The sequence below is a fragment of the Streptomyces sp. S.PNR 29 genome (assembly GCF_030386795.1).
GTDB lineage: Bacteria > Actinomycetota > Actinomycetes > Streptomycetales > Streptomycetaceae > Streptomyces.
On the sequence record NZ_JANUQM010000008.1, the window covers coordinates 45,511 to 61,539 of the forward strand.

Genomic DNA, 16,029 nt, shown 5'->3' on the forward strand with positions numbered 1-16,029 from the left:
CCGTCGTCCCTCTAGAGCAGATCGCGCGGCACCTTCTCGTTCCAGGTGCGGGAGAAGACCCGGCGGCCGGCCTCGTACGCGTCCAGCGTCGCGTCCACGAAGAAGTCGGTCTCGTCGCACCGGAGTTGGGTGTGCGTTACCACTCGCACGTCCCAGTCGTCCCGCCGGAACCGCATGGTCCAGGTGGATTCCCCGCCGACCGAGGTGAAGTCGTCGGCGACCGCCGTGTAGCGCTCGTGGGCGCGGCGGCCGGCCTCCAGGCCGATGTCCTCGAAGCGGACCGTGCCCCGGTCCTTCACGATGTCCAGTTCGGAGTGGTAGCCGACCAGGTCCCGCTTGACCTCCCAGCGCTCCTCGGGCGGCGTCACCTGGCTCGCGACGATCGGTGGCGTGCCCTCGGGCTCGGCGAAGGGGCTGGGCGGCACCTCGTCGGGTTCGTCCACCGGTCGCACCGGCAGGGTGAGCGTGCTGGAGCGCTCATGGACGCTGAGCAGCGCGGGCTTCGGCGGCGGCCAGGCGAGGGGCCAGTAGGACGTGGAGAGGGACAGCCTGATGCGGTGCCCCGGCGGGAACGCCTGCGCCACTCCGTTCAGCGGGATGGTGGCGCGGTAACGCCGCCCCGGTTCCAGTGGCTCGGGGGACTCCGTACTGTCGCGGCGGGTCAGGTTCAGCAGGCCGTAGGAGACACGGGTCGCGGCGCCGTCGGGGCTCACGTCGGACAGACGCGCGGCCACCATGGCGACCGGTTCGCTGACCGACAGATCGAGCTCCACACTCGGCGAGCCGAGGATCTCCAGCTGTTCGGTCAGGGGCTCGCTGTCGAAGACGAGGGAACCGCCGTCCTCCTCGCGCTGGTCGTACGGCAGGTCCGGTGGCGCGTTGTACGAGGCCCACTTGCCCGCGAACTGGCCGACGGACAGCGGCGACTGCACGGTCATCGCTTCGCCGTCGGGTGCCTCTCCCGCCCCCGTCGCGTTCCGCGCGGCTTCCTGTGGAGGTTCGATCCTGTGCCGGCTGAGCGGATGCGTGACCGGCCGGATGTGGGGGGAGGGCCAGTCGGGCTCTCCGACCCAGCGCCCCGGCCGCTCCTCGTACGACGTGGAGGGCGGCACGCTGTCCTGCATCCACGTCCGCAGCATGGGACCGTCCATGACGCCGTTGTCGACGCCCTTCAGCCAGTGGTCCCACCACCGTACGACCTCCTGGAGGTAGCCGATGGCGGGGCCGGGCTCCCCGAGGTGGGGGAACTTGTGCGACCAGGGGCCGATCAGTCCCTTGCGGGGCACGTCGAGGTTGCCGAGCAGCCGGGTCACGGCGTTGGAGTAGCCGTCCGCCCATCCGCTGGAGGCCAGGACCGGGCAGAGCACGCTCTTGTAGTCCTCGCACACCGAGGCGTGCCGCCAGTAGTCGTCACGGCGCTGGTGGCGCAGCCACTGAAGGACCCAGGGCTCCGTGTTCTCCAGCCGTTCGTGCCACATCTCGCGCCAGCGGTCGCCGACCACGGCCGGGTCGGGCGGACAGGTGCCGTAGGCGAACATGGTGCCCGCCTCGGCAAGGTTGTCCGACAGCAGGGCGCCGCCCATGTAGTGCATGTCGTCGGCGTGCCGGTCGTCGGTGAAGGAGGCGATGACGATGGCCTTCAGGCTCGGCGGCCGGCGGGCCGCCACCTGCAGCGCGGCGAACGCGCCCCAGGAGATGCCCATCATCCCCGTACTGCCGTCGCACCACGGCTGCTCCGCCAGCCAGGCCAGGACCTCCTCGGCGTCGGCCTGCTCCCGCTCCAGGTACTCGTCCCGCAGCACGCCCTCCGAGTCGCCGGTGCCGCGCAGGTCGACGCGGACGCAGGCGTAGCCGTGTCCGGCGATGTACGGATGGTGGATCGAGTCCCGTACGGCCGTCAGATCGCGTTTGCGGTACGGGATGTACTCCAGCACCGCCGGCACCGGCTCGTGGTCCGAGGAGGTGGGGCGCCAGATGTGCGCGGAGAGCCGGACCCCGTCGGACATGGGGATCGTGACGTGTTCTTCTTCCTTCGTCGCGTACGGCAGGTTGGTCACGTAACGCATGAAACCCACGTGCTCCTTACTCTCGCGGGGCTTCGTCGAAGGCGAGGCCCAGGGCGGCCACGCAGTGGTCGTACTTCTCCCGCAGCTCCTCCTCGTTCGCCCCGCCGGTGAAGATGTGGGCCAGCTCGTAGCTGTAGCTGTCCTGTTGGGGGAGCTCAGAGAGCCGGCTGCCCTCCTCGGGGACCACGTCGACGCGTACGCCCGGGATCTCCCGTTCGATGCGGGCGATGTCCTCGGGCCCGGGTACACGGCGTACCACGCCGTCGGTGAACCAGCGGTGGTACCACTTCGCCGCCATCGCGTACGGGCCCTCGCGGTGCGGCATGCGCGGGTCCTCGCCGAGGGCGAGGCGGACCATGCAGTGGTGGTTCGGCACACCGTCGACGTACTGGAACAACTCGGCGTGCGACTGGGAGTGCCGGGGGTTGATCTCCAGCAGGCTGATCTGCTGCGTCCGCGGGTCGTAGAAGTACTCGATGCTGAAGGTGGCCGAGTCCATCCCGATCTGCCGCATCACGCGCTCGGAGACGTCGTGGAGCTGCGCGATGACCGGTTGCGGCAGTGTCGAGGGGTACTGGTGGCGCAGGAAGCACGGGGAATCCGGGTAGTTGATGGAGTCCAGGACCCCGTAGACCGTCACCTCGCCCTGGTGGACGTAACCCTCCACGGCGACCTGGACACCGGACATCGACTCCTCCGCCAGACAGACCTGGCCGCCGATGCCCTCCATCTCCGGCGGCAGGCCGATGCGTTCGAGGATGTCCTCGAAGGGACGGCCGATCCGGGCGATGCCCTCGCGGATCTCGGTGACGGCCGTGCGGAACTCCTGCTCGTCCCGGACGCCGAAGGCGAGTTCGGAGGAGTAGGAGAGCGCGGGCTTGACCCACATGGGGAAACCGACGTTCTCGGGTGGGCGGGGCGGCTCGGCCGCCAGGTCGACCCTGTCGAAACGCGGGTGCCGGTCAGTGACCTTCTGCTGCTCCAGCCGGCTCCAGTACTTGTGTTCGCACTTGACCACCGACTCCAGGCTCGTGCTGCGGGTGCCGTACTGCCGGCTCAGGATCGGGACGAGGGTGCTGACCGGGAAGTCCCAGTAGCCGACGATCGCGTCGATGCTTCCCTCGAAGGCGTCCAGCACGCTCCGGGCCTTCTCGATCAGCGTGGGCAGGTGCACCTCGCCGATCTGCAGTTCCTCGATGGTCAGCAGCTGGTGGAAGCGCAGTGAGCGGGCTCCCGGCACTTGCCGAAGCGTCGGCAGATTGGCCTCGTCCAGTCCCATCACGAAGACGTTCTTCACCTTCTCGTCCGGCACGGCTCTCCTTCCGACGACCTCAGGCGGGCGGCCCGGTCTTCCAAGATCGTCGGAGTACCCCTGCACGCGGTGGTCAATCCGGCCCGGACCGCCGCTCGCCCCCCGCACGCCCCCCGGCCTGGCGGACGAGGGCGCTTTCACCCGTTCGCGGACGGCAGCCGTTCATCAGGTCGGTCGACGCGCGATTGTCAGTGGCGGGTGTCACGCTGATGTCACACAGGACCTGCGAAAGGGAATCGCCGTGATCACCACCGATCTCACTCCCGGCTCCCCCTGTTGGCTCGACCTCGGTGCCCCCGACGTCCCGGCCGCGGCGGCCTTCTACGGCGCGGTGCTGGGCTGGGAGTACGAGTCCATGGGCGAGGGGGAGGACATGGAAGGAGGGATCTTCCGGAAGGACGGCAAGACCGTCGCCGGGCTCGGCAAGCTCACCGAGGAAGGGGCGCGCTCGGCCTGGATGATCTACTACAGCGTCACCGACGCGGACGCCACGACCCAGGCCGTGGAGCGCGCGGGCGGCACGGTGCGGGTGGCACCGAGAGACCTGGAGGACTGGGGTCGGATGGCGCAGTACAGCGACCCGCTGGGGGGCCAGTTCGCCGTCTGGCAGCCGGGGAAGGACACGGGCTTCGAGCTGGCGGACGAGACGGGCTCGCTCTCCTGGACCGAGCTGTACACGAGCGACGCCGCGGCCGCGAAGCAGTTCTACGGCGATGTCTTCGGCTGGCAGTACAGCGACATGGAGCTGCCGGGAGGCTCAGGCACGTACACCCTCATCACCCCCGCCGGGCTTGCGGAGGAGCGCATGCAGGGCGGCCTCATGGAGGTCCGCAAGGAGGACCTCGCCCTGGCGAACGGGCGGCCGTACTGGCACCCGGTCTTCGCCGTCGCCGACTGTGACGCCGCGGTCGCGAAGGTCACCGAGAACGGCGGCAGCGTGCAGATGGGACCGGAGGACGCGGAGGGCGTGGGCCGGCTGGCCGTCTGCCTGGATCCGTCCCAAGCGGACTTCGTGGTGCTCACCCCGGCCCGCGGCTGAGCGCGGCCTGAGCTCCCCGCCGGGCGTCACACTCCGGGCCAGGTGTCGGCGGCCTCCTCCGGCTTGATGTCCGCGAACTCCCACCAGGCGAGCGGCAGCCAGTCTCCGTCGACGAAGCCGTCGACGGATCCCCCGGTGCCCCGTATGGCCACCTTGGTTCCTTCCGGATACGTGGTGCCGGACAGGCCGGACACCGGGACGAGGAGCGTGCCGAGTCGTCGTCGGGACAAGGTTCTTGATCCTTCCGAAGTGGTCTGGAAAGGGACTTTGCAGTCTCTAGATGCAAATCTTCTCATCATGCACGAGTCTGGAGTATGAGCCAAGGCACAGAAGACCGGTCGAGCTGCAGGGTTGGGCCCTGATGCCGACGGATGCAGCGGGTCCTCCCCGGCGTCGCCGTTTCCCTCTGTGAGTGAACAACCACACCCAGTGGAGGTGCTCGAGGATGAGGGCCGTCGTCTACAAGGGACCGTTCGAAGTCGCGATCGAACAGGTGGAGGATCCCCGGATCCAGCACCCGAACGACGTGATCGTCCGCGTTACGTCCACCGCTATATGCGGGTCGGACCTGCACATGTATGAGGGCCGCACGGCCGCCGAGCCGGGGATCGTATTCGGCCACGAGAACCTCGGCGTCATCGAGGAAGCGGGCGACGGTGTGACGTCGCTCAGCCGCGGAGACCGCGTGGTCATGCCCTTCAACGTGGCATGCGGCTTCTGCAAGAACTGCACGGCGGGTTTCACGGGCTTCTGCCTGACGGTGAACCCGGGCTTCGCCGGCGGTGCGTACGGCTACGTGGCCATGGGTCCCTTCGTGGGGGGCCAGGCCGAGTACGTACGTGTACCGTACGCCGATTTCAACTGTCTGAAGCTCCCCGAGGGCACCGAGAAGGAAACCGACTTCGTCCTTCTCGCGGACATCTTCCCGACGGGCTACCACGGCAACGAGCTGGCCGACGTGCGCCCCGGGAACAGCGTCGCCGTGTACGGCGGTGGTCCGGTCGGACTGATGGCCGCCTACTCCGCGATGCTGCGCGGCGCCAGCAAGGTGTTCGTCGTCGACCGGGTGGCCGAGCGGCTGCAGAAGGCCGAGGAGATCGGAGCCATACCGATCAACTTCACCGAGGGCAACCCGGTGGAGCAGATCCAGGAGCAGACCGGAGGTGAGGGTACCGACAAGGGCATCGACGCCGTCGGATACCAGGCGCAGGCACGCGGCGAGGATCGTGAGGAGCCGGCGATCGTACTGAACTCGCTGGTCGAGACGGTCCGGCCGACGGGCGCTCTCGGTATCCCCGGCCTGTACGTCCCGCGCGACCCGGGCGGGCCTGACGAGCAGGCCAAGCAGGGCATGCTGATGGTCGCCATCGGGCGTCTGTTCGAGAAGGGGCTGCGTCTGGGGACCGGTCAGTGCAACGTCAAGCGCTACAACCGTCACCTGCGTGACATGATCATCGAGGGGCGGGCGACGCCCAGCTTCGTCGTCTCGCACGAGCTGCCCCTCGACCAGGCGCCGACGGCGTACGAGAAGTTCGACAAGCGAACCGAGGGCTACACGAAGGTCGTCCTCCACCCGCACGCGTGACGGTGTCTGTCCCGTCGCGCCAGGGGGCCCACGCAACAGTGGGTCCCCTCCTTTGCGGCAGCCCGGGCCGCTGAACAGCCGCCGGCGTTCATCCGTATTCCTGTGTCGTACACCTGGCCGCTGATGCGGCAGGAACACCTGGATACGGAGAGGCACGTGTCACGGCACCCCGAGCTGTTGCAGCACCCTACGACAGGACGCACCGGCCGTACCCCGCGCACCGCACGCCTGGTGCGAGACGTCGGCCTTGCCGCGGGTCTGGCCCTTCTTCCCCTGGTCGCCGCCTGCAGCGGTGGTGCGGGCGGCGCCGCGGCCGGCAGTGAACCGTCGAAGGTGTCCGCCACCCCGGCCGCCGGTGCCGTGGCCCCCGCGAAGGTCGAGGTGATCGCCGATCTGACCGGGTGCAAGGCCAAGATCCGGACCGATGCCGACGAACTGCGCGAGGGCGTGTGCCACACCGGGAAGGGCGACTACCTGATCACGACCTTCCCCGAGGAGAAGTACAAGGAGACCTGGCTGGAGAGCGCCGCCCTGTACGGCGGCAGGTATCTCGTCGGCTCGCGCTGGGTCGTCTCCGCGAAACCGGCGATGCTGGAGCACCTTCGCTCCAGGCTCGGCGGGACCATTCAGCAGCTGCGCGGCATGGGGCCCACAGGCGCCCCGAGCGGGTCGTAGACCGGATCACTGCTGAGGGCGGGACTCCTGCTGAACCTCACCGTGCCCGTTCAGGGCTTGCGTCGCCTGGTGCTGGGTCTCCTCGGCCACCTCGCGGGCTTCCGCCACGACGTCGCCGCGTTCACGTACCAGACTCTCGTAGATGGGAAGGCTGTCGTTTCCGGTCGAGTGGGGTGTCACAGGGAGTCGTCCTTCTTGCTGTCGTACTTCTGGGGTGTCCGGTCGAACGTCGAGAAGAAAGTCGTCATGCCTGGCCGACCCGTGCGGCGATTCCGTGACCGATCGCCAGGTAAAACAGACAGGCCGTGATTGAGGAGAATACGCAGGCTTTCCGTGTTCATTGTGAAAAGATGCTGTGACCACCAGGCTTTCGGTTGTGGCGGGCGTTTTGGCGTGGGGGAGGCCTCTTTATAAGTCAGCGCACCGCAATGCCGTCACGTTACACGCCCCGGGATGTCCCAAATTTGGGCACGTATTCTGCAACTTCCCTAAATATGCGAGTGCCTGAATTCCATCAGGGGGTCGACGTGGATCTTGGGTCCGGGCCCGGCCTGCGGCGGCCGTCTGCCGGCCAGGACGTCGCCGACCTGGTCCAGCCCTACGGTCGCGGCGACGAGGGGGCGGGGGTCGACGGATCCGTCGGCGTAGGCGCGAAGGGTGGCGTCCAGGCCGGGGGAGGCGGACAGGACGCCCACTGCGGTCACGTCCTTGAGAGCGAGCGCGCGGGTGTCGATCCGGCTGGGCTCGCCGGCCAGCCCGACGTACACGACCCGGCCGCCCGGCTCGACCGACTGGAGGGCCAGGTCGGGCAGATGGGCGGCGTTCGAGGCGTCGACGACCGCGTCGAAGGGGAGGTCCGGCACGGAGTCCTCCGGCCACACGTGCTCGAAACCCAGGTCACGGGCGAAGGCGAGCGAACCCTCGGCGCGGCCCATCAGATGCACCTCCGCACCGGCGGCGCGGACGAACATCGCCACCAGCAGTCCGATGGTTCCCGGCCCCAGGACCAGGGCCCGGTCCCCGGGGCGCAGGCCGGCCGCCCGAGCGGCGCGCAGGGCGTTGCCGCCCGGCTCCACCAGCGCGCCGAGCACCGCGTCGACCGAGTCGGGCAGGAGATGCAGCGAGGAGACGGGAACGGCGAGTTGCTCCGCCAGCGCACCGGCGCGGCCCCCGCGGATGCCGACCTCCTGCCGTTGCTCGCACACGTGCTGGTGGCCCCGTCGGCAGCGGCGGCAGATGCCGCAGCCGAGCATGGTGTCGCCCATGACCCGCCTGCCGACCCAGGCGTGGTCGACACCGTCGCCGACCGCCGCCACGCGCCCGGCCCACTCGTGGCCCAGCCGCATCGGGTAGGCGGAGTGACCCTGGTGGAGATAGGCCATCGCGCCGGAGAAGAACTCCACGTCGGTGCCGCACACGCCGACCCGCTCGACGTCGACGACGACTTCGCCGGGCCCCGGCACCGGTGCGGGGACCTCCTGGACCGCGTACGTGCCGGGCGCCGTCAGCACGAACGCACGCATGGCGCGGGCGGTCACCGCGGCCCGAGCGCGCACGGGCGGGGCCTGGCGCGGTCCTCGACGCCCGGCCCGGCGATGGACCGGGCGGCCGGCAGGGACGTGCTGCACACCGGCGAGCGTCCCGGCCCGCTGCTGGTGGCCGTCGGCGTGATGCCGCCCCACCGCCTCCGGGCGGACGAGCTGCGCGGAGCCCGCGGCACCGGCCGCACCCTCGGCGACCCACGCCGGGCCCGGCCCGTCGGTCTCCCGCAGCACCAGGGGCCGGTGACCGAGGTGCTGCGCGCCGACCGGGCGGTGCCCGTGGTCATCGGTGCGGCTCTCCCAGTGGTCCGAGCACGGCACGGATCTCGTCCAGCGCGCCGACCAGGGCGTGCAGCGGCGTCCGGTAGGCCAGCGCGCTGATGCTCACGGCACCGGACGGCGTCGTCGGTGAGGTCGCGTACACGGGCAGCGAGAGGCAGTTGACCCCGGGCTCGTTCTCCCCGTCGTCGAGGCCGTAGCCCCGTTCGCGGGTGGCCCGCAGTTCATGGTGCAGGGCGGCGGCCGTGCCCAGAGTCCGGGGCGTACGGCGTTCCAGGGGCGTGTCGCCGATCCACGCTTCGACCGCCTCACGCGTCGCCAACTCATGGGCGAGCAGCAGCTTTCCGACGCCGGTGGAGTGGGCGGGGTTGCGGCCGCCCACCGTCGAGGTCAGCCGGACCGCGCCGGTGGGCGGGTCGACCTTGGCGCGGTAGACCACCTCGCGTCCGTCGAGGACCGCGTAGTGCGAGGTCTCGCCGAACCGGTGGGCCAGCGCCTGCAGTACGGGACGGATGCGGAGGTGCTCGGGACGGGCCTCGTGATGGGCGAAGGCCATCCGGAGGAACTCGTCGCCGAGCACATAACGGCCGCGGACGTCCTGGTCGGCCAGACCGGCCCGGCGCAGGGCCGCCAGCGCCCGGTGCACGGTCGGCTTCGGGCTGCCGATCACCCGGGTCAGCTCCTCCAGCCGCGCGCCGTCCGGATACCGCGCGAGCTGCTTGAGGACGGCGAGCACCCGGTCCGAGCCGACAAGCCGGCCGCCGTCGGCGCCTGTTGCGTCCTCCGTGCCGGGGGCTGTCGGCGCGTCGAACGTCTGCGTAAGCTTCATGATGTTCCGAAATGTAAACCGTCGTACCGGTTACCGGAAGGGGCTCCGGGGTGAGGCTCCGCAGCGCACAGTGGTACGCGGGTCAGGACCGCAACGCCTACATCCACCGCGCCTGGATGCGCCGCGGCGTGCCGGGTGACGCCTTCACCGGCCGGCCGCAGATCGCCATCGCCGACACCGCCTCGGACCTGATCCCGTGCAACGCGCATCTGACCGAAGTGGCCGCCTCGGTGCGCAATGGCGTGTACGAGGCGGGCGGCATCCCCCTGGACCTGCCCGTGGTGTCGCTGGGCGAGACACAGCTGCGGCCCACGGCCATGCTCTGGCGCAACATGGCGGCGATGGCCACGGAGGAGATGCTGCGGGCCAACCCCATCGACGGCGTCGTGCTCCTCGGCGGCTGCGACAAGACGATCCCGTCGCTGCTCATGGCCGCCGCCTCGGTGGACCTGCCCGCCGTCGTCGTGCCCGGCGGCCCGATGCTGACCGGCACCTTCCGCGGTGCGCCGCTGGGCTGCGGCACCGACGTGTGGCGGCTGTCGGAGGAGGTCCGGGCCGGCACGCTGTCCCAGGAGCAGTTCACCCGGTCGGAGTCGGCGATGATCCGCAGCCGTGGGCACTGCAACACCATGGGGACCGCCTCGACGATGGCGCTGGTCGCCGAGGCGCTGGGCACCGTCGTCCCCGGTGTGGCCGGCACACCCGCCCCCGACAGCCGTCTGCTGGAGGCCGCGCACCACACGGGCCGGCTGGCGGTCGACATGGTCGCCGCCGACCGGCGACCGGGAACCTTCCTGACCAAGGCGTCCTTCCACAACGCGATCGTGGCGCTGGCCGCCATCGGCGGCTCGACCAACGCGGTCGTCCACCTCCTGGCCATCGCGGGCCGGCTCGGCATCGACCTGTCGCTGGACGACTTCGACCGCATCGGCTCCCGCGTGCCGGTCCTCGTGGACCTCCAGCCGGCCGGGCGCTTCCTCATGGAGGACTTCCACCGCGCCGGCGGGCTGCCGGCCGTTCTGCGCGAGGTCCGCGACCTGCTCGACCCCGACGCGCTCACCGTCACCGGCAAGCCGCTCACCGACTACCTCGACGACGCCGCCGTCTGGGACGAGGAGGTCATCCGCGCCCGTACGAACCCCCTGGTCGCCGAGGGCGGTATCGCCGTCCTGCGGGGCAACCTCGCACCCGACGGAGCCCTGATCAAACCGGCGGCTGCCTCCCCGCACCTGCTGCGCCACCGCGGCCGGGCCGTCGTCTTCGACTCGATCGAGGACTTCCACGCCCGCATCGACGACCCCGCCCTCGACGTCGACGCCGACTCGGTGCTCGTCCTGCGCGGCTGCGGACCCAAGGGCTATCCCGGCATGCCCGAGGTGTCGAACATGCCGCTGCCGAGGAAACTCCTCGAACAGGGCGTCCGCGACATGGTCCGGGTCTGCGACGGCCGTATGAGCGGCACCGCCTACGGCACCGTCGTCCTGCACGTGGCCCCCGAAGCCGCGGCCGGCGGCCCCCTCGCCCTGGTGCGGACGGGGGACCTCGTCACCCTCGATGCCGAGGCCCGCCGTATCGACGTCGACGTACCCGCCGGTGAACTCGCCCGCAGAACCCCCGACGAGGCCACGGTCACCGGCTTCGCCAATCCCCGCCGCGGCTGGGAACGGCTCTACGTCGACCACGTCCTGCAGGCCGACACCGGCGCCGACCTCGACTTCCTCGTCGGCTCCAGCGGCTCCGAGGTGAGCCGCGAATCGCACTGAGTCAGCGGGGGCGCAGCACGTCGGGAGCCTCCGCGGGGCCGGCACGGTGCGGTCGAGGCGGGGCTCCCGCCTGATGTGTTCTGGATCACGCGCCCTCGCTTGAGCCGCACCGGTTGATTTCCGTACCCGTGAACGGAGAACGCGTCCGGATGCGAGGATGAGGCGCCATGAATGCAGGGTGGTGTTCTCGCGCGATACGGGCCGCGGTGTTCGCGGCCGTATGCGTGCTGCTCGCCGCCCTGGGACACGTCATGATGTCCGGCGCCCACGTGCCCGGTCGGACGCTGGCCGCAGGGCTCGGCGTGACCGGGGTGGTGGGCTGGGCCCTGGCGGGGCGTGAGCGGGGGCTCCCGCTGATCGTGTCCGTCGTGGTCGTCGCCCAGACCCTCCTGCACTCGGCGTTCTCCTTCGCGCAGTCGATGCCCGCGGGCACCATGGCGACCGGTGGCATGAGCCACGACATGGGGGCCATGAGCAGCGGGTCCCGGCACATGCACCACTCCATGGAGTCCATGGACTCCACGGGCTCCATGGACTCCATGGACGTGGGATACGCGGGCACGGGCGGCTTCTCGTCGTTCGGCATGTTCGGCGCCCACCTGCTGGCCGCACTGCTGTGCGGCCTGTGGCTGGCGTACGGGGAGCGGGCCGCCTTCCGCATCCTGCGGGCGGTGGCCGGACGGCTGGCCGCACCGCTGCGCCTGCTGCTCGCGCTTCCCGCGCCGCCGTCCCGGCCACGCCTCCCGCTGCGCCGCCGCGGCTCGGCCCGTGCGCCGCGCCTGCTGCTCCTCGTTCACTCGATCATCTCCCGGGGACCGCCCGTGGGGACCGCTGTCGCCTGACGACAGCCGGTGCACCCGAGGCGGCTCCGCATGCCCCTCGGGTCTCGGCCGTACGCCCGCGCAGGCGTCGTACGGCCGTATCCCCACCACACCGGATCACGGACCGGCACGCCCTCGTGCGCCACCGGTCCGGATCCGGCATGACCCGAGAAGGACACCAGGTGATCTCTTCTGCCCCGCTCACGTCCCGCGACCGAGGCGATGAAGCAGGATCGGCCGACGAGGCGATAACCGCCTGGGCGCTCGCCGCCCGTGGCGGTGACGCGGTCGCCGTCGAGCGGTTCGTGCGCGCCCTGCACCGCGACGTCCTCCGCTATGTGGCACACCTGTGCGGCGACCCCCAGGCCGTGGACGACCTGGCCCAGGACACGTTCCTGCGGGCGCTCGGCAGCCTGCACCGCTTCGAGGGGCGGTCGTCGGCCCGCACCTGGCTGCTGGCCATCGCCCGCCGCGCGGTGACCGACAGCCACCGGTACGCGGCGGCCCGGCCCCGCCTGCACGACGTGGCGGACTGGCGGCTGGCGATCGAGCTCGCCCAGCCGTGCGACCTGCCGGGCTTCGACGAGGGCGTCGCTCTCCTCGACCTGCTGGCCGCGCTGCCGGACGAGCGGCGGGAGGCGTTCGTCCTCACGCAGCTGCTCGGCCTGCCGTACGCGGAGGCGGCCGAGCTGAGCGACTGCCCGGTCGGCACGATCCGCTCCCGCGTGGCCCGCGCCCGCACGACGCTCATGGCACTGCTCACCGAGGCCGAGGCACCCACCCCGGCCGCACTCGTGGCCGCCTGAACGACCCACTCGTCGACCGGGTGTTCGTCTCCACGGCACCCGGTCTTCATGTCGGCGATCGCACGGTGTACGACAGGCAAACCAAGATCAGCCGACGCTTCGTCAGTCTTTCGACCTGAGAGGTTTCGCATGACCCGTCACTGGTCCAGCCGGATCAGCGTCCTGGCCCTCGCCACGGCCCTCGCTCTCCTCACCCCGTTACCGGCGGCGGCCGGCAACGAGCCCCCGCCGGCCCTGACACCCCGCGCCGAGACGCCCGCCCTGCACGACGACGAGGCGGGCGGCAACGCCGACGCCGACGACCCCGCCATCTGGCGCAACACGGCCGACCCCGACCGCAGCCTCGTCGTCGCCACGGCCAAGGAGGGCGGGCTGCGCGTCTACGACCTCGCCGCGCGACTGGTGCAGTCGATCCCCGCTCCGCCCGGTCCCGGCGCCGGTGACGCGCCCGGCCGGTTCAACAACGTCGACCTCGTCCACGGCCTGAAGCTGACCGCCGGCCGAGCCGACGTCGCCGTCACCACCGACCGGGGCAACGACCGCCTCCGCTTCTACCGCATCGACCCGAACACGCCCGGCCGCCCCCTCTCGGACATCACCGACCCGTCCGCCGTCCCGGTGTTCTCCGCCGGCCAGGCCGAGATCAACGACCAGCGCACCGCCTACGGCCTGGCCACCTGGACGGACCGGGCGACCGGTCGCTCCTACGCCCTGGTCAGCCGGCGGGAACGCACCAGGATCGCCCTGCTCGAACTGACCCCGACCGCAGGCGGCAAGGTCGCCTACCGGAAGATCCGCACGCTGGACCTGCCCTCGTCCTTCCGGCTGCCCGACGGCTCGTCCTGGTCCCCGTGCGCCGAACCCGGCGAACTGCCCCAGGTCGAGGGCATGGTCGTCGACCCGGACAACGGCGTGTTGTACGCAGGTCAGGAGGACGTGGGGATCTGGCGTCTGCGCGCCGACCTCACCGCCGCGCCCGAACTGGTCGACACCGTCCGTGAATACGGCGTCCCGGCCACCTACGACGACGCGACCGAGGAGTGCGTGGCCGGCGACGACCCCGGTTACGGCGGAACGCATCTGTCCGCCGACGTCGAGGGACTCACGTTCGTCACCGAGTCCGGCGGCGACGGCTATCTCCTCGCCTCCAGCCAGGGCGACAACACGTTCGCCGCATACGACCGGGAGCTGAAGGACGACAACGAGTACGAGGGCGGTTTCCGCGTCACCGCCGCCTCGGCGACACTCGACGGCTCCGAGGAGTGCGACGGCGCCGCGGCGCTCGGCAAGCCACTGGGTGCCAGGTACCCCAACGGTCTTCTCGTCGTCCAGGACGGCCACGACACGCCCGGCGACGAGGAGCGGGCCGCCACGGGCTTCAAGTTCGTCGACCTCGGCGACGTCGTCGAGACCCTGGACTAGGCCCTGTCGTTTGGATCATCCCGGCGTCGCAGGGTCTGGTGCGCACATCTGCGGCGTTGTCGTCAGTTGCCAACGCTCCGCGTTGGCGCCCTCCTCCGCCTTGCAGCTGCACGCACCAGACCCCGTTCGGGTCGGCGGGAAGGCGCCGTGACTGCAGCCGGCCTGATCCAAACGACAGGGCCTAGGCGGCTCGGCCGGCCGAGTGGTGCGCCGCGGTGTGGTGTCCGTACTCCCTCATCACCGGAAGCCGGCACCGCGGCACGGGCTCCGAGTCTCCACGCTTCGGGCAGAGAAACCCCACAGTCGCCCATTCGGGCGAGTGCCCGCTCAAAGGAGTGCCTGCGTGGTCGTTTCCGGCATGGGCCCGGGGGAACCCGCAGAACCCTCGACAGCGGACCGGAGGTGCGGAGATGACCGGCCAGCAGGAGCCGAGGAAGGATCCCCGGAAGGATAGGTACACACGGGCGCGCAACGACGAGGAGCCGGGTGCGCACTCGGGCGCCGAGAGCCAGGCGCAGGAACGCACCATACGCGGCACGGCCAGCGCGAAAGAGGGCTACCAGCCGGAGCGCGGTACGACGGCGGGCAAGCCGCTGGAGGGTGTCGAGAAGAAGGAGGCCCGGCGGGAGCCGAGTCCGGACGAGGGTGAGGGGGAGGCCGGCGCCGGCTGACGGACCGCCTCCGCTCTCACCCTCCGACCGCCTCACCGTGCCGCGCCCACGCCTCCTCGCGCAGGCCCGCGCACAGCAGCACGTCGGCGGCGGTGCACGCCAGCGCCTCCGTCGCGGCCGTCAACACGTCCCGGGCCCGCTCGGAGGCGGCGGCCTCGGCGAACTCGGGTGTGTGGTCGGAACCGTCCTCGTCCATGATCGCCACGAACGGGTGGATGGCGGGGACCCGCGCGCTCACGTTGCCGATGTCCGACGACCCCAGGTACACGCCCGGGACCGGCGGCGTGAGCGTGATCCCGGCCCGGGACAGGTGTTCCGCGAACCGGTCGGAGAGCACACCGCTGTCGCGGAAATGGTCGTAGCGCACCGTGGCACGCTCCACCTCGGCCCTGGTGCCGGTGGCTCGGGCGACCCCCTCGGCGCACTCGCGCAGCTGCCCGATCAGGTCCTCCAGCGCCGGGGTGGTGGCCGCCCGTAGCCCGAACAGTCCCTCGGCGTACTCCGGGACAATGTTGGTGGCCGTGCCGCCGTGGGTGACGATGCCCTGCACATGAGAGGCCTCCGGCAGGCGACGGCCCAGCACGGCCAGGACGTTGAACAGCTCGACGAGGGCGGCCAGCGCGTCGATGCCCTCGGTCGGGTTGCCCGTGGGGTGGGCGGCGCGCCCGTGGAAGGCCACCCGGTACTGCACCTGCGCGGTCAGCGGCGCCCGCCGCCAGTTGTACACCCCGGGGTGGAACATCAGCGCCGCGTCGACGTCGTCGAACACCCCGGCGTCCGCCTCGACGGCCTTTCCGCCACCGCCTTCCTCGGCGGGACTGCCCACGGCCGTCACGCACCCGGCGGAACCGCCCAGCACGGTGTGCACAGCGAGCGCCGCTCCGAGGCCCGCCGCCGCGATGAGATGGTGGCCGCAGGCGTGCCCGAGCCCCGGCAGGGCGTCGTACTCCAGCAACAGCGCCACGGTGGGGCGGCCGTGGCCCGAGCGGGCCGTGAACGCGGTCGGCATGCCCGCCACTCCTCGCCGCACCGAGAAACCCGCGCGTTGCAGCTCGCCGGTCAGCAGGGCCGCCGCCCGGTGCTCGGCGAAGGCGTACTCGGGGTCGGCGTGCAGCCGCCGGGCGATGGACCACAGTGCACCGGCCCGGTCGGCCACCTCCTTGCGGAGGTCCTGATGGACGTCGTCGAGCGTGCGGGCCACGCGGCCTCCTCGGCGTCGG

At 71.1% G+C, this 16,029-nt stretch carries 15 protein-coding genes; 8 read left to right on the forward strand and 7 right to left on the reverse strand.

Annotated elements, in window-relative coordinates; translation table 11 throughout:
- Positions 1-11 precede the first annotated feature (11 nt).
- Both NW895_RS21710 and NW895_RS21715 read right to left on the reverse strand, forming a co-directional pair.
- Entirely contained in the window at positions 12-2,066 is a 2,055-nt protein-coding gene (locus tag NW895_RS21710) for a CocE/NonD family hydrolase (protein ID WP_289937436.1), read from the reverse strand.
- 16 nt (positions 2,067-2,082) lie between these two features.
- Positions 2,083-3,378, reverse strand: coding sequence for an ATP-grasp domain-containing protein (locus tag NW895_RS21715; protein WP_289937437.1), 1,296 nt, complete (start codon positions 3,376-3,378; stop codon positions 2,083-2,085).
- Between the two features lie 241 nt (positions 3,379-3,619).
- Between NW895_RS21715 and NW895_RS21720 the strand changes: the two genes are divergently transcribed.
- Positions 3,620-4,417: a VOC family protein gene (locus tag NW895_RS21720; protein WP_289937438.1), complete on the forward strand. Its 798-nt coding sequence runs from the start codon at positions 3,620-3,622 to the stop codon at positions 4,415-4,417.
- A 26-nt stretch (positions 4,418-4,443) separates the two neighbouring features.
- Here NW895_RS21720 and NW895_RS21725 read toward each other — a convergent pair whose 3' ends face one another.
- On the reverse strand, positions 4,444-4,647 hold the full coding sequence (locus NW895_RS21725) for a hypothetical protein (RefSeq protein ID WP_289937439.1): 204 nt from the start codon (positions 4,645-4,647) through the stop codon (positions 4,444-4,446).
- Positions 4,648-4,862: 215 nt separating this feature from the next.
- On the opposite strand from NW895_RS21725, the gene NW895_RS21730 reads away from it, so the two are divergent.
- Positions 4,863-6,002 (forward strand): glutathione-independent formaldehyde dehydrogenase, encoded by a 1,140-nt coding sequence (locus tag NW895_RS21730; protein WP_289937440.1) that lies wholly within the window; start codon positions 4,863-4,865, stop codon positions 6,000-6,002.
- Between the two features lie 156 nt (positions 6,003-6,158).
- Entirely contained in the window at positions 6,159-6,677 is a 519-nt protein-coding gene (locus tag NW895_RS21735; RefSeq protein ID WP_289937441.1) for a hypothetical protein, read from the forward strand.
- 6 nt (positions 6,678-6,683) lie between these two features.
- Here the strand turns inward: NW895_RS21735 and NW895_RS21740 are convergent, their stop codons facing one another.
- From NW895_RS21740 to NW895_RS21750, 3 genes are all read right to left on the reverse strand, one after another.
- Positions 6,684-6,857, reverse strand: a complete 174-nt coding sequence (locus NW895_RS21740; RefSeq protein ID WP_289937442.1) for a hypothetical protein — start codon at positions 6,855-6,857, stop codon at positions 6,684-6,686.
- A 308-nt stretch (positions 6,858-7,165) separates the two neighbouring features.
- Positions 7,166-8,200 carry an alcohol dehydrogenase catalytic domain-containing protein gene (locus tag NW895_RS21745; RefSeq protein WP_289937799.1) on the reverse strand — a complete coding sequence of 345 codons (1,035 nt, stop codon included), beginning with the start codon at positions 8,198-8,200 and terminating at the stop codon, positions 7,166-7,168.
- 301 nt (positions 8,201-8,501) lie between these two features.
- Positions 8,502-9,326: an IclR family transcriptional regulator gene (locus NW895_RS21750; RefSeq protein WP_289937443.1), complete on the reverse strand. Its 825-nt coding sequence runs from the start codon at positions 9,324-9,326 to the stop codon at positions 8,502-8,504.
- Positions 9,327-9,376: 50 nt separating this feature from the next.
- On the opposite strand from NW895_RS21750, the gene NW895_RS21755 reads away from it, so the two are divergent.
- The 5 genes from NW895_RS21755 (at position 9,377) to NW895_RS21775 (ending at position 14,809) form a co-directional block, all read left to right on the forward strand.
- Positions 9,377-11,089 carry an IlvD/Edd family dehydratase gene (locus tag NW895_RS21755; protein WP_289937444.1) on the forward strand — a complete coding sequence of 571 codons (1,713 nt, stop codon included), beginning with the start codon at positions 9,377-9,379 and terminating at the stop codon, positions 11,087-11,089.
- Positions 11,090-11,256: 167 nt separating this feature from the next.
- Entirely contained in the window at positions 11,257-11,931 is a 675-nt protein-coding gene (locus NW895_RS21760) for a hypothetical protein (protein ID WP_289937445.1), read from the forward strand.
- Positions 11,932-12,092: 161 nt separating this feature from the next.
- Positions 12,093-12,716, forward strand: coding sequence for a sigma-70 family RNA polymerase sigma factor (locus NW895_RS21765; RefSeq protein WP_289937446.1), 624 nt, complete (start codon positions 12,093-12,095; stop codon positions 12,714-12,716).
- Positions 12,717-12,845: 129 nt separating this feature from the next.
- Complete coding sequence (locus NW895_RS21770) at positions 12,846-14,138, forward strand: phytase (RefSeq protein WP_289937447.1); 1,293 nt, start codon at positions 12,846-12,848, stop codon at positions 14,136-14,138.
- Positions 14,139-14,548: 410 nt separating this feature from the next.
- The gene (locus tag NW895_RS21775) at positions 14,549-14,809 is read left to right on the forward strand and encodes a hypothetical protein (protein WP_289937448.1); all 261 of its coding nucleotides are present in this window, start codon (positions 14,549-14,551) and stop codon (positions 14,807-14,809) included.
- A 16-nt stretch (positions 14,810-14,825) separates the two neighbouring features.
- Here NW895_RS21775 and NW895_RS21780 read toward each other — a convergent pair whose 3' ends face one another.
- Positions 14,826-16,010, reverse strand: a complete 1,185-nt coding sequence (locus NW895_RS21780) for an amidohydrolase (RefSeq protein ID WP_289937449.1) — start codon at positions 16,008-16,010, stop codon at positions 14,826-14,828.
- Positions 16,011-16,029 lie beyond the last annotated feature (19 nt).